The sequence below is a fragment of the Kitasatospora sp. NPDC054939 genome (genome assembly GCF_053610105.1).
This window is the reverse complement of sequence record NZ_JBSGXP010000012.1, coordinates 73107-86351: the sequence shown is the minus strand read 5'-3', so window position 1 is coordinate 86351 and position 13245 is coordinate 73107. Positions and strand designations below refer to the sequence as shown.

10 protein-coding genes and 2 pseudogenes are annotated in these 13245 nt (G+C 74.9%); 6 read left to right on the top strand and 6 right to left on the bottom strand.

Going from position 1 to position 13245, the window contains the following annotated elements:
* Window positions 1–54 precede the first annotated feature (54 nt).
* Window positions 55–1653, bottom strand: a complete 1599-nt coding sequence (locus tag ACWGB8_RS06065) for a hypothetical protein (RefSeq protein ID WP_452210712.1) — start codon at window positions 1651–1653, stop codon at window positions 55–57.
* A 212-nt stretch (window positions 1654–1865) separates the two neighbouring features.
* Here ACWGB8_RS06065 and ACWGB8_RS06060 point away from each other — a divergent pair, with 212 nt between their 5' ends.
* Window positions 1866–2399, top strand: coding sequence for a hypothetical protein (locus tag ACWGB8_RS06060; RefSeq protein ID WP_452210710.1), 534 nt, complete (start codon window positions 1866–1868; stop codon window positions 2397–2399).
* Window positions 2400–2461: 62 nt separating this feature from the next.
* On the opposite strand, the gene ACWGB8_RS06055 is transcribed toward ACWGB8_RS06060, so the two are convergent.
* Window positions 2462–3514: a substrate-binding domain-containing protein gene (locus tag ACWGB8_RS06055; protein ID WP_452210709.1), complete on the bottom strand. Its 1053-nt coding sequence runs from the start codon at window positions 3512–3514 to the stop codon at window positions 2462–2464.
* Window positions 3515–3858: 344 nt separating this feature from the next.
* On the opposite strand from ACWGB8_RS06055, the gene ACWGB8_RS06050 reads away from it, so the two are divergent.
* Window positions 3859–4935, top strand: a complete 1077-nt coding sequence (locus ACWGB8_RS06050; RefSeq protein WP_452210707.1) for a substrate-binding domain-containing protein — start codon at window positions 3859–3861, stop codon at window positions 4933–4935.
* 45 nt (window positions 4936–4980) lie between these two features.
* Here the strand turns inward: ACWGB8_RS06050 and ACWGB8_RS06045 are convergent, their stop codons facing one another.
* Entirely contained in the window at window positions 4981–5763 is a 783-nt protein-coding gene (locus ACWGB8_RS06045; RefSeq protein WP_452210705.1) for a sugar phosphate isomerase/epimerase family protein, read from the bottom strand.
* An 8-nt stretch (window positions 5764–5771) separates the two neighbouring features.
* Window positions 5772–7781: a DUF2264 domain-containing protein gene (locus ACWGB8_RS06040; protein WP_452210703.1), complete on the bottom strand. Its 2010-nt coding sequence runs from the start codon at window positions 7779–7781 to the stop codon at window positions 5772–5774.
* Window positions 7782–8120: 339 nt separating this feature from the next.
* Here ACWGB8_RS06040 and ACWGB8_RS06035 point away from each other — a divergent pair, with 339 nt between their 5' ends.
* The 4 genes from ACWGB8_RS06035 to ACWGB8_RS06020 all read left to right on the top strand — a co-directional run bounded on the left by ACWGB8_RS06035 (window position 8121) and on the right by ACWGB8_RS06020 (window position 12359).
* Window positions 8121–9467: an ABC transporter substrate-binding protein gene (locus tag ACWGB8_RS06035; protein ID WP_452210702.1), complete on the top strand. Its 1347-nt coding sequence runs from the start codon at window positions 8121–8123 to the stop codon at window positions 9465–9467.
* Window positions 9464–10402: a carbohydrate ABC transporter permease gene (locus ACWGB8_RS06030; RefSeq protein ID WP_452210700.1), complete on the top strand. Its 939-nt coding sequence runs from the start codon at window positions 9464–9466 to the stop codon at window positions 10400–10402. Before ACWGB8_RS06035 ends, ACWGB8_RS06030 begins: the two co-directional genes overlap by 4 nt.
* Window positions 10399–11262 carry a carbohydrate ABC transporter permease gene (locus ACWGB8_RS06025; RefSeq protein ID WP_452210698.1) on the top strand — a complete coding sequence of 288 codons (864 nt, stop codon included), beginning with the start codon at window positions 10399–10401 and terminating at the stop codon, window positions 11260–11262. Before ACWGB8_RS06030 ends, ACWGB8_RS06025 begins: the two co-directional genes overlap by 4 nt.
* Before the next feature lie 116 nt (window positions 11263–11378).
* Window positions 11379–12359, top strand: coding sequence for a hydroxyacid dehydrogenase (locus tag ACWGB8_RS06020; protein WP_452210722.1), 981 nt, complete (start codon window positions 11379–11381; stop codon window positions 12357–12359).
* Between the two features lie 108 nt (window positions 12360–12467).
* Here the strand turns inward: ACWGB8_RS06020 and ACWGB8_RS06015 are convergent.
* Window positions 12468–12736: pseudogene (locus tag ACWGB8_RS06015) on the bottom strand (immune inhibitor A domain-containing protein); the annotation flags it as partial.
* 258 nt (window positions 12737–12994) lie between these two features.
* Window positions 12995–13186, bottom strand: a pseudogene (locus ACWGB8_RS06010) (helix-turn-helix domain-containing protein); the annotation flags it as partial.
* Between the last annotated feature and the right edge of the window lie 59 nt (window positions 13187–13245).

The window sequence follows — 13245 nt, the reverse complement described above, 5'->3', positions numbered from 1 at the left end:
CGGTCCGCCGGTGACGGGCGGGCCGGGTGCGGCGGGCAGCGACGGGCGAGGCGCCTACTCGCCGGACTCCTCGCCCGGTTCCGGGGCGGTGCCGGTCTCGGCCTCCTCCTCGGGGGCCGCGTCGACGGCGCTGTCCGCCTCCGGCAGCTCGGAGGTCTCGGGCGCCGGGACGTAGGGCGACGCACCGATCGACGGGAGGTCGAGCGGCGGGAGGGTGAAGGAGGGAGCAGCGGTCGCCGTACCGCTGCCGCCGGGACCGTGGGGCGGGGTCGGCGAGGCGGACGGTCGGCCGGTCGGGGCCGGTGTGCCGGGCGCGGGAGTCGCCGCACCGGAGGTCACGCCCGCGGCGGGCGCGGCGGCGACCGGGACCACCCGGAACTGGGCCGCGGGGGCGATGCCCGCACCGGCGCGCTCGGCCGGCGCGTTCTTCTGCTTCCCGTCGCCGCGCAGCTTCAGTACCGCCTTGGTGGCCCGGCTGCGCAGGTTGCCGTACACCCGGTCGGCGCCGCGCGCCGAGGGCATCCACCACTCCTGGTGCTCGTCTCCCGGCCGGCATTCGGCGAGGACCGGCCCGCCCTCGGCCGGCATGGTCAGACCCTTTCCGGTGCCGAGCTGGCGCAGCGTCAGGTAGCCGCTCGCACCGCCGGTACGGCGCCAGAGCTGGGCGTCGCCGGGCGCGCACGGCTGCTGCACCACCGAGGTGCCGTCGGCACCGGCGGTCAGGCACTGCCCGCCGGCCCGGCCCACCAGGGCGGCGTCGAGCGGACCGCTCGGCTGGTCCTTGATCAGGTACGGGCTGTTCGCGACGTTCTCCTCCGGGTGCCGGGCGAGTCGGCTGCCCGCCGCGGGCCTCGGCGTGAAGCAGGCGAAGTCGTCCCGGGCGCAGTCGAGGACGACCCTGCCCATGATGTCGTCGCACCGCGGCGACGTGTCGTAGCCGCGGCAGATCGGGTCGTTGCCCTGGCTGCGGTCGTTGTCGCAGTGGCTCACGCCGAAGTTGTGGATCATCTCGTGGGTGAGCGCCGCCTCTCCGAGGCAGTTCCAGTTCACCGCGATCCAGCCGGTGTGGAGGTCCGCCCGGCGCTTGGCCGCCGGGGCCGAGGCCACACCGCAGCCGGTGGCCTGACCGGTGTCCACGAAGTAGATGAACCGGGTGCGGCCCACCCGGGCCCGGTCGGCGCCACCGGCCTCCTTCAGCAGGGCCTCGGCCGACGCCTTCGCCTTCGTCCGCACCTGGCCCACCTTGTAGCGGTTGTCGGCGCCGTCCACCGCGACCGTGAGCACCTGGGCCTGGCAGCCGGCCTCCTGGGCGAACCGGGGACGCCGGCTGTCGCCCTGCCCGAAGCGCTGCGCGCTGGCCTCGAAGACCTGGTCGGTGTTCCACAGCGTGGTGCGGATCGCCTCCACCGCGCCGTCCCGGGGCCGGCTGCCGGCCCGGTGCACGTGCACGGCCTGGTACCAGCCCTTTCCGGCCGCGTCCGCGGTGTCGCAGGCGATCGGCGGGGTGGCCGGCGCTCCGCCGGCCGCTGCTCGGACCGGCCGCTCGTCGGCCCAGCCGGGCAGGCCGACCACCGCCCAGGACCCGGCCGCCACGGTGGCGAGCGCGAGTGGGATGCCGATGGTGAGCGGAGCCCGATGACGGTTCCTGCGCATCTCACTCTCCAACTTCGTGGAGCGGGAGTCGCGGGAGGCACGGCCGGGGTGGAGCGGAGGTCGGTGCCGGACGCTACCGCACCGACCCGGCCCGCGCCACAGCGCACCCGGCACGGCAAAGATTCGGCAAAGACGTGGGACGCCCGGGCTGCAGCGGGCCTCTCACCCGGCATCAGATCCCGTCAGGAGAGGAGGAGTCGGGGAGGCCGGCCGTGGAGTTCGGAGGTCAGCGGGTGCCGGCGACAGCCACCGGGGACGGTGTGCCCGTCGCCGGCTCCCGACCGACAGACACCGACGCCATCCCCCACCGCACGACGTACACCGGCTCCCTCGCCGGACCGCTCGACCAGAACGGCTCACCGATGCACCTCCCCGACCGCACACGGCTCCCCGCGCGCGACCGCGGCCCGGACCTCTCCGCCCTGGACGACAGCGCTCTCGCCGAGCTGCTCCGCGCCCGGGCGACGGACGGGCCCGGCATCGAACAGGAGGACTGCACCGCCGCGGGGTCCGGGACGTCGTGGCGGGTCGTCGCCGACGGTCGGCCGCATGCGGTGATCAACCGGGCCAGCGGCCACTGGCTGGGCATCACCCACTGGGCCGATCCCGCGGATGCCGGCGAGACGCTCACGCAGAGCAGGAACTACTACAACAGCCTCTCGTTCCGCTGGCTCGTACAGTCCACCGCCCGGACCCCGGACACCGGGCCGCTGACCGCTGACCCGCCGCTGACCCCGGGCCGCTGACCGCTGAGCACCGGCCGCCGGCCGCGCAGCAGCGGTCCTCCCCCGGCGGTTCAGCCGGCCGCTCAGCCGGCGGCCGCTCCGCAGGACTCGCGGACCGTCAGCTGCGGGAGCAGCTCGACGTGGTGGACCGGGAGGGTGCCGTCGCCGGCGAGGCGGCGCAGCAGCAGCGAGACCGCTTCGGCGCCGACGGCCTGCTTCGGCGGTGCGACGGCGGTGAGCGGCGGGGCGCCCAGGGCCGCGAAGACGTCGTCGTAGCTGACGACGGCGAGGTCCTCGGGCACCCGCAGGCCCCGGGAGCGGAGCAGCGGCAGCAGTTGGAGGGCGTCCTGGTCGTTGTGGACCACGGCGGCCCGGACGCCGTCGGCGTGCGCCCGGGCGAGGCGTTCCGCGACCGCGGCGGCGTCGGTGGGCGGGTTGACGATGTCGATCACGGGCTCCGCGGGCATACCCAGCAGTTCGCAGCCCTCCCGGTAGCCCTGGCGGATCCGGTGGGCCGTCCAGGTGTCGGTACGGGCGACCAGCGCGATCCGTGCGTGCCCGAGTCCGGCCAGGTGGCGCAGGGCGAGCAGGACGCCGTGGCGGTGGTCGGAGGAGACGGAGTCCAGTTCGGCGGCGGGGCTGCCCGGGGCGGGGCGGCGTTCGACCAGGACGGCGGGGAGCGGGAGGTCGCCGGCCCAGGCCTGGTCGTCGGGGTGGTCGGCGGGTGTCCAGTTGGGGGCGAGCAGCAGCCCCTGGACCCCGGACTTGAGCAGTTGGTCGACCTGGAGGCGGTCGGCGCTGGCCTCGTAGGAGGAGATGCCGAGGACGAGGTGCGCGCCGGCACGGGCGGCGGCGGCCCGGGCACCGGCGATGACCTCGTCGAAGTACTGGCCGACGGCGGGCACCAGCAGCCCGACGGCCGGCCCGCCGGAAGGCGGCTCGGCCGGCTCGGTCGCGGCCGACACCGAGCCGTGCGACCTGCGGAGCCGGCCCGCTTCGGCGAGTGCCGCGACGTCCCGCCGGACGGTCACGGCGGGCAGGCCGAGCCGCTCCGCGAGTTCCACCACCCGGACGGAGCCGAGTCTCTGCACCTCGTCGAGGATCCGGGTCCGGCGCTCGTCGGCCGAGATCGGCATGGCACTCTCCTGCCCCGTTGTCCGCCCGGGGCGGGGCCTCCGCCCGGGAGGACAGGAATCTACCAGTCGGTCGGGATGCGATTCGTCGGCGAGCAGATGACCACGGTGGGCCCACCCGGGGGCGGGGCGGGTGCGCGAGCCCGTCACGGTAGGCCGGGGAGGCCGGTCACCGGCAGGGGCACGGCCTCCGGCCGCACGAACCTCACGATCCGCCGGGTCAGTCAATCGGTCCAGACCATCACCTTGATCGCATTCCGATCGAACGATACTGTTTGATCAGTCCGATGGTCGGACGGGACTGCGCCGGGCCGGACGACGCTCGCCAGGGAACTGTGGAGGTCGCTATGGCCGTTTCCGGGGAGGAGCGCCGTCGGCTCATCGTGACGGCCATCGGCGAACTCGGCGGCCAGGTCCGGCTGAAGGAGCTCGCCGACCGGCTGGGCATCCCGGCGGTCACGGTCCGCCGGGACGTCGCCGCGCTCGCCGACGCCGGGCGGATCACCCGCTCGCACGGCTTCGTGTCGCTGGACCGTCCGGGCACCGCCCATCCGGGAGCCGCCGGCGGCAGCGCGGCCGGGCGCACCCTCGGCCTGCTGGTGCCCTCCGTCGGCTCCTACTTCGACGAGGTGATCGCCGGCGCCCGTACCGCGGCCACCGCGGCCGGGGCCCGCCTGGTGCTCGGGATCGCCCCGTACGGGACGGGCGAGGACCGGCTGCAGGTCGAACGGCTGCTGGAGTCCGGCGCCGAGGGCCTGCTGCTCGCCCCGGGGCTGCTGCCGGGCCGGGGCGGCGGCGACGGCGACTGGCTGGACGCCCTGCCGGTGCCCGCCGTCCTGGTCGAGCGCCGCTCCCCCACCCCGGACGGCCCCGGTTCGCAGCTGGACGCGGTCGGCTCGGACCACCGGCACGGCGTACTGCGCGCCCTGCGGTACTTCGCCGGCCTCGGGCACCGCAGCGTGCTGCTGGCCGCCCGGGGCGACTCCTGGACGGCCGAGGAGGTCCGCGCCGGGTACCGGGAGGGCATGCGGTTGCTGGGCATGGAGCCGCTGCCCGTGCTCGACACCCTCGGGCCGGGCGGGGTGCCCGCGGACGCCGGTCGACTGGCCCGCGGGATCGCCGATGCGGTCGGCGCGGGCACCGCGGCGGTGCTCGTCCACAACGACCAGGACGCGATCCGGTTGCCGCCGCTGCTGCGCGCGCTGGGCCTCTCCGTCCCGGACGACGTCGCGCTGATCGCCTACGACGACGTGTTCGCCGCGCTGGCCGCCCCGCCGCTGACCGCGGTCGCCCCGCCGAAGCGGGCCGTCGGCGAGGCGGCGTTCGGCCTACTGCTGCGGCGGCTCACCGCCGGGACGGAGCTGCCGGTGCACCGCACCGCACTGCTGCCCGTGCTGCGGGTGCGCACCTCCTGCGGCGGCTGAACAGCGACGTCTGAGCAGCGGCGGACCTCGGCCGGACCACCCGGGCTACCTCCGGCGCAGGCCGCCCAGGTAGCGGGCCCCGGCGGGCAGCTGCGGCGCCAGCGGGGCGGCCCGGGGGTGCCAGGGCGCCTCGTACTCCCAGGCGATCCAGGTCTCGCGCGGGATCAGCCGCAGGCAGGGCGCGATCGGCAGGACGCCCGCGCCGAGCGCCAGCGGGGTGAGGTCCTCGGCCGAGGCGACGTCCTTGACCTGGACGTAGCCGAGGTGCGGGGCGAGTGCGCGGTGGGTGCCGACCGGGGTCTCGCCGGCCAGCCAGGTGTGCAGGAGGTCCCAGAGCGCCCCGACCGCCGGGTGGCCGACCCGGTCGAGGAGCTGGGCGACGGCGCGGCCGGAGCGGTGCGAGTCGTGGGTCTCGACCAGGATGCGCACGCCGAGCAGCGCCGCCGTCCCGGCCACCTCGGCGAGCCGTTGGGCGGCCCTGGCGTCGGCCGGGCCGGCCGGGCCGGGGCCGCCGTGCGGGAAGACCCGCAGGTGGCGGCAGCCGAGGTCGGCGGCGAGCCGCAGATGGGCGAGCAGGTCCGCGACCACCGGCTCGTCGGGGCCCGGGGCCGCGACGCCGAGGTACGAGGCGAGGGTGAGCGGGACGATCCCGGCGCGGGCGAACAGCCGGGCGGCGGCCTGCCGCCGGTCGGGGCCCAGCTGGAGGCGGATCGGCTGGTCGGAGGCGCAGCGCAGTTCGAGGCCGTGCCAGCCGTGGTCGGCGGCGAGGCCGACGGCGCGGTCGAGCGGGGTGCCGGGCAGGCCGAGGGTGGCGAGGGCGAGGGGCACGGCGTCGTTCAGCCTCCCAGGTCGACGGTGGCGGTGCCGGTCCCGAGACGGACCTGCCAGGTGCGGCCGTCGGGCCAGCAGAGGCGCAGCCGCCAGGTGGCGCCGGACCGGGCGGCGGGGTCCGGCGGGGTGGCGGTGAGGTCCACGGTGTGCAGCGGCGGAAGGCCGGTGGTGCCGGTGAGGCGGGCGGCGCAGGCGAGCAGCGCCGGGCCGGCCGGGAGGGTGCCGGTCAGCAGGGGCAGGGCGGCGTGCGGGCCGAAGGCCGTGCCGCCGGGCACGGGTGCCGTCCCGGCGGCGGTGAAGCCGTGCAGGGGGTGGAGTTCGCTGGTGAGGCGGCCGTCGGCGCGGGCGTGCGCGGCGGGTCCGGTCTCGACGCGGGTGCCGGCGACGGCCCAGCCGCCGTGCCGGACGCCGGTGCCGGGCGGGGCGCCGGTGACCAGGTGGAGGCGCACCTCGTCGGGGCCGTGCGCCAGGGTGAGCGAGGTGACGGTGACTCCGGGCAGTTCCTCGCCGTGCGCGCGCGGCTGCCAGCGGGAGGCGGCCCAGCCGGGGCCCGCGCCGAGCGGGTGGATCCGGCCGCGTTCGGTGGGCACGGGGTCGAGCGGGTCGGCGGTGCGGCCCGGGTCGGTGGGCACGGGGTCGAGCGGGTCGGCGGTGCGGCCCGGATCCTCCGGGGCGGGGAGCAGGAGGGCGAGGTGGTTGTCGGCCGGGCCGTCGTGGGTGGGCCCGGTGGCGGTGGAGTGGGCCAGCCGGGCGTAGTGCGGGTTGTCGGGTGCGACGGTGTCGGCGGGCTGGTCGTCGCTGCCGTGGTTGTGCAGCCGGACCAGGCCGTCGGCGGCGGTGGAGTGCACCAGCCAGCCCGGTCCGGGCAGGGCGAGCACGGTGTCGCGGACCTCGGCGGGCGCGGGCCGTTCGGTGGCCGTCCAGACCGGGTGGTCGGGCGGGAGCAGCAGGCCGAGGAGGCCGCTGCCCGCCCAGTAGGGGGAGGCGGGGCCGGAGTACGGCTGGACCAGCCGGGGTTCGGGGCCGTGCCAGCCGAGGGTGAGCAGGCCGTGGTCGTCGAGCGCGCCGCGGTCGAGGAAGTGGCGCAGGACGCCGGAGGCCAGTCGGCGGGTGGCGCCGGGGCCGAGGGGGGTGTGCCCGGTGAGGGCGCCGGCCCAGAGCGGTGCGGCGGCGGCGAACCGGTAGGTGAGCGAGCGGCCCTGGTGGAGGGGGGCGCCGTCGGCCCCGAAGGTGTGCGCGTAGCCGGCCAGGTGGGCGGCGAGCCGGTCGCCGTACTCGGCGAGCAGGGGGCGGTCGTCGGCCAGGTGGGCGTGCAGCACGGGGTAGAGGTGCAGCGCCCAGCCGTTGTAGTGGTCGAAGGCGCGCGGTCGGCCGTCGGTGTACCAGCCGTCGCCGAGGTACCAGCGGTCGATCCGCTCCAGGCCGCGGCGCACGGCCGCGCGGGCGTCCTTCTCCTCGATGCCCGCCTCGGCGAGGAAGCCGCCGACGGAGAGCGGGAAGAGCCACCAGTTGTTGTCGTTGGGGGTGCGGTGCAGGGCGTCGGCGAGCCAGCGCCCGACCCTCTCGCGGACGGCCGCATCGAGGCGGTCCCAGAGCCAGGGCCGGGTGAGGCGCAGGGCGAAGGCGACCGAGGCGGCTTCGACCATGGCCTGGCCGCGGTCGGTGATCAGCGGCCAGGAGTCGCGGTCGCCGTCGGCGAGGTCGCGTTCGGCGGTGGGGGTGCGGGTGCCGGCGTCGAGTCCGGCGGCGTAGTGCTCCAGCAGGCCGTGCGGGTCGTCGCCGCCGGCGCCGGCGATGCGCAGGGCGGCGGGGAGGAAGGTGCGGGCGTAGCCCTCCAGTCCGTCGGAGCGGCGGCCGGACCAGCTGGGGCGGGTGCCGGGCAGGTGGAGGAGCGCGCGGCCGGGGCTCGCGTACGGGCGGACGGCGGTGAGCAGCGCGTCGGCCGTGGCCTCCCAGTGCGCCCTGGTCCAGCCGGTGTACGGGCTGACGTTCCGGTCCTCCGGGGGCAGTGGCATCGGCGGGTCCTTCATCGGTGGGCGCGGGCGGGTGGTGCCCTGGGCCGAATCTAGGAATCAACTGATCATTCGTCAAGACGTTCGGATCAAATGAACAGCTTGATCGGATTGTGACCTCAGCCCGACACCCCCGCAGTGACCGCCATTCCCGCAGGTCGGAGCGGTCCCGGGCGATGCGGTCGAGAGGAGCGGTCGATTGATCAGATCGGATCATTTGATCCTGAACTCTTGACTCCGATCGGCGGCCTGCTCAGGATGACTGCCAGTCGCCCCCCACCCCTCACGGATCCGGACCAGGACCGACGCCCCGGAACCGTGACCTCGCTTAGGAGCCGTGCCATGCGTCCACCCGCCCCCTCCCGCCGCAGAGCCCTGCGGACCGGCGCCGCCCTCACCGCCGCCGCCCTCTGCGCGACCCTGCTCGCCGCCTGCGGCAGCGACGCCGACAGCCCCGCCACTACTGCGGACGGCAAGCCGGTCACCCTGACCTTCTGGGGCTGGGCCAAGGGCACCAAGGAGGTCGTCGAGGCCTTCAACGCAAGCCACCCGGGTATCCGGATCACCTTCGAGGAGATCCCCGCGGGCAACGCCGGCGGCTACGCCAAGCTCTCCAACGCCGTCAAGGCCGGCAACGCCCCGGACGTCTTCAACGTCGAGTACCCGCAGCTGCCCGACTTCGTCAGCCAGGGCGCCGTCCAGGACATCTCCAAGCTCGTCGGCGCCGACCTGAAGGCCAAGTACCTCCCGCAGGCCGTCGAACTGACCACGCTCGGCGGCCGGACCTGGGCCCTGCCGCTGGACGCCGCACCCCAGGCGTTCTACTACCGCAAGGACCTCTTCGCGAAGGCCGGCATCACCGTCCCCAGGACCTGGGACGAGTTCCGCACCGCCGCACAGAAGCTCAAGGCCGCCCAGCCCGAGACCCGGATCGCCACCTTCTTCCCCGACGACCCGACCACCTTCCAGGCCATGGCCTGGCAGAACGGCGCCCACCTCTTCAGCGCCGCCGGCGACACCTGGAAGGTCGACCTGAACGGCGCCGAGGCGAAGAAGGTCGCCGCCTACTGGCAGCAGCTGGTCGACGAGGACCTCGTCCGCGTCCAGCCCTCCTTCAGCCAGCAGTGGACCGCCTCCCTGCAGAAGGGCGAGACCGCCGGCTACGCCGGGGCGTCCTGGGGCGCCGGCGTCCTGAAGTCCAACCTCGGCACCACCCCCGACATCAACGGCAAGTGGGCCGTCGCCCCGATACCCACCTGGGACGGCAACCCCGCCAGCGGCATGCTCGGCGGCACCACCTTCGCCGTCTCCAAGGACAGCAAGAAGGCCAAGGCCGCCGTCGAGTTCGCCACCTGGGCCACCACCACCGCCGAGGGCATCAAGGCCCGCATCGCCTCCGGCACCTCCTCCGCCTACCCCGCGGCCGGCGACCTCGTCCCCGTCGCCAAGCAGGCGTTCGCCACCGACTTCTACGGCGGCCAGGACATCTACACCGTCTACACCGAGGCCGCCCGCTCCATCCGTCCCGGCTGGACCTGGGGCCCCGCGATGGGCGTCACCAACGGCTCCCTGAAGGACTCCTTCGGCAAGGTCGCCGGCAAGACCGGAACCATCGACGAGGCCCTCGCCGCCGCCCAGCAGGCCACCCTCGCCGACCTCAGGAACCGCGGACTGAAGGTCGCCCAGTGACCACCCGCACCACCGGCTCCTCCCGCGCCGCCACCGTCAGGCGGCGCGGGAGGTACGGGGCCCCGGCCGTGCTGCTCGCCCCGTTCTTCCTCCTCTTCACGGCCTGCACCCTTGTCCCGATCGGCTACGCGATCCGCCTCAGCCTGTTCACCGAACGCAGCTCCGGCCTCGGCTTCGGCGGCACCGAGACCGTCTTCACCGGCCTCGGCAACTACACCCGCGCCCTGCAGGACGAGGCCTACCGCGACGGCTTCCTCACCATCGCGCAGTACTGCCTGCTCTACATCCCGCTGATGACCGGCCTCGCCCTGGTCCTGGCGCTGCTGCTGGACTCCGCGCTGACCCGCGCCAAGCGGTTCTTCCAGCTCGCCCTGTTCATCCCGCACGCCGTGCCCGGCATCATCGCCGCACTCATCTGGATGTACCTCTACACCCCCGGCATCAGCCCGGTACTCGACGCCCTGCAAGCCGTCGGCGCCCAGCCCGACCCGCTCGGCAACCCGCTGCCCGCCGTGGTCAACATGGCCCTGTGGCAGTGGACCGGCTACAACATGGTCATCTTCTACGCCGCCCTGCAGGCCATCCCCCGCGAGGTGCTGGAGGCCGCCGTCGTGGACGGCGCCGGACCGCTGCGCACCGCGATCGGCATCAAGATCCCGCTGATCCGGCCCTCGCTCGCCATGGTCGGCCTGTTCACCGTCATCGGCTCGCTCCAGCTGTTCACCGAACCGGTGATCCTGCACGGCACCGCCCCGGGCGTCACCTCCACCTGGACCCCCAACATGTACGCCTACACCGCCGCCTTCGAGCGCAACGACTACGGCCTCGCCGCCGCCTCCTCCGTCCTGCTCGCCCTCGCCGCCGCCCTGCTGTCCTTCGCCGTCACCCGGGCCACCCGCGCCCGCTCCGAGCGCCGCAAGGAGGCCACGGCATGAGCACAGGTACGAGCACCCCCCGCCGCCCCTGGACCCTCTCCCGGGCCGCCGTCAACGGCACCCTCGTCCTGGCCACCGCCTACACCCTGCTGCCGCTCGGCTGGCTGGTCACCGCCGCCGCCAAGAACACCGCCGACCTGCTCGGCGGGAACGCCCTGACCACCGCCAACTTCGACCTCGGCAAGAACCTCGGCGACCTCGCCGCCGTCGGCGACGGCATCTACTTCCGCTGGTACCTCAACTCCCTCCTCTACGCCGGGATCGGCGCACTGCTCTGCGCCCTGGTCTGCACCGCCGCCGGCTACGCGTTCCACGTCTACGCCTTCCCCGGCAAGGAGAAGCTGTTCGGACTGGTCCTGCTCGGCGTCCTGGTGCCCACCACCGCGCTCGCCCTGCCGATGTACCTGCTCGCCTCCGAACTCGGCATCGTCAACACCTTCTGGGCGGTCTTCCTGCCCTCCCTGGTCAACCCGTTCGGGGTCTACCTCGCCCGGGTGTTCTGCGCCGGCTACATCCCCGGGGAGGTCCTGGAGGCCGCCCGCATGGACGGCGCCGGCGAACTGCGCACCTTCCGCTCCATCGGCCTGCGCATGGTCATGCCCGGCTTCGTCACCGTGCTGCTGTTCCAGTTCACCGCCATCTGGAACAACTTCTTCCTGCCGCTGGTGATGCTCTCCGACAACCGCCTCTTCCCGGTCAGCCTCGGCCTGTTCACCTGGAACGCCCAGACCAGGGCCTTCCCCGAGTACTACCCGCTGGTCGTCACCGGCGCCCTGCTCGCGGTCGTCCCGCTCGTGCTCGCCTTCGTCCTCCTCCAGCGGCACTGGAAGGCCGGCCTGACCGCGGGGAGCGTCAAGTGAACGGCCCCCGTGACACCCGCCCCGCCCACCCGGCCCCCGACCGGAAGGACCCCATGCCCGTCCCGCGCCCCGCCGGCACCGGAGGCGCGGTCCACCGCCCGCGCGCCGTCCTCGCCATGCACCGCGACCTCGCCGGCCGGCTCATCGACGACCACACCCTGGCCCGTCTCACCGCCCTGGCCGACCTCGACCCGGCCGTGGTCCTGGACGACTTCACCACTCCCGAGGCCGCCGCGGCGCTCGGCACGGCCGAGGTCCTGGTGACCGGCTGGGGCTGCCCGCCGCTCGACGAGGCCGCGCTCGCCGCCGCCCCCCGGCTGCGCGCCGTCGTCCACGCCGCCGGCTCCGTCAAGCACCACGTCACCGACGCCTGCTGGCGGCGCGGCATCCAGGTCACCTCCGCCGCCTGGGCCAACGCCCTGCCCGTCGCCGAGTACACCGTCGCCGCCGTACTGCTCGCCAACAAGCAGCTGCTGCGCATCCGCGAGGACTACCGCGCCCGCCGCGCCCCGCACGACTGGCAGCTCGCCTACGCCGGCGCCGGGAACTACCGGCGCACCGTCGGCATCGTCGGCGCCTCCCGGATCGGACGCCGGGTCCTCGACCTGCTGCGCCCGCACGACCTCGACCTCCTGCTCCACGACCCGTACACGGAGCCGGCCGAGGCCGCCCGCCTCGGCGCCCGCGCCGTCGACCTCGACGAGCTGTGCGCCGCCTCCGACGTGGTCAGCGTGCACGCACCCGAGCTGCCGGACACCCGGCACCTGATCGACGGCCGCCGACTCGCCCTGATGCGCGACGGCAGCACCCTGATCAACACCTCCCGCGGCTCCCTCGTCGACCAGGACGCCCTGGTCCGCGAACTCGCCTCGGGCCGGCTCGACGCCGTCCTCGACGTCACCGTCCCCGAGGTGCTGCCCGCCGACTCCCCGCTGTACGACCTGCCGAACGTCCTGCTCACCCCGCACGTCGCCGGCTCGCTCGGCCGCGAACTCCACCGGATGGCCGCCGCCGCGGCGGACGAGCTGGCCCGCTGGACGGCCGGCCTGCCGTTCGCCCACCCCGTCCGCGCCGAGGACGTCCACCGCACCGCATGACCCGTACGCCGCCGAGCCGGACCCCGCACCGCCGTGGGTCCGGCCCCCGGCGTCCGGCCGCCGGCCGGTCACCTACCGGCTGGCCCACTCACCGTGCTCGGTGGGGTGGAAGTAGAGGTCCTGGTAGTGCTGCCGGTCGTAGTCGGCCTGCCAGGCGGTGGAGTTGTCGACGGCCCGGTCGGGTCGTTCGATCCGATGTGCAGCGGGCCGGGTGCGCCGCCGTACTTGGGCTTGCCGTTGTGCTGGGTGGTGCTGTCGACCCGGTCGCCGAACTCGACCAGGACGGTGAAGATCCGGTCGGTGCGCTCGCGGGCGAGATCGACGTACTGGCCGTCGCCGAGCTTCACGGCGCTACCGCTGATGAGGTCCAACTGCACGTCGTACTGCGGCCCGACGCCCTCCGCGACGTACGACGGCCGGTCCAGGGTCAGCACCTCCCGGGTGGCCGCCAGCTGGGTCTGCAGGAAGCGCTGGGTGTTGGCCTCGTGGCCGTCGACCACCTGGAGGGGCACCGAGCGCGCCCGTGCCGAGGTCTCCCAGAGTGCGGTCAGCTCGACCGCGGCGAGCCTCGCCTGCTCGATCTGCTGGTGCCGGTCCAGCGCGAGGACCTCGAACGCGAGGTCCGGCGGGGTCGGCCGGAAGCGCACCGGCCTGGTCGCCGTCCGGGTGACCAACCCCTTGGCCTCCAGCACGCGCAGCCGCCGCCCGACCGTCGAACCGCCGCAGCCGGCCGCCCTGGCGAGTTCGGCGAGGGTGGGCTCGGCCAGGACGAGCAGCGCCCGGTAGAGCTGCTCCTCGGCATCGGTGATCCCGAACGACCCAAGCACTGTCCCTCTCCTGTCTCCCGGCCCCGCAGCACACGCGGCGGCGGCGCAGCGCGCGCCCA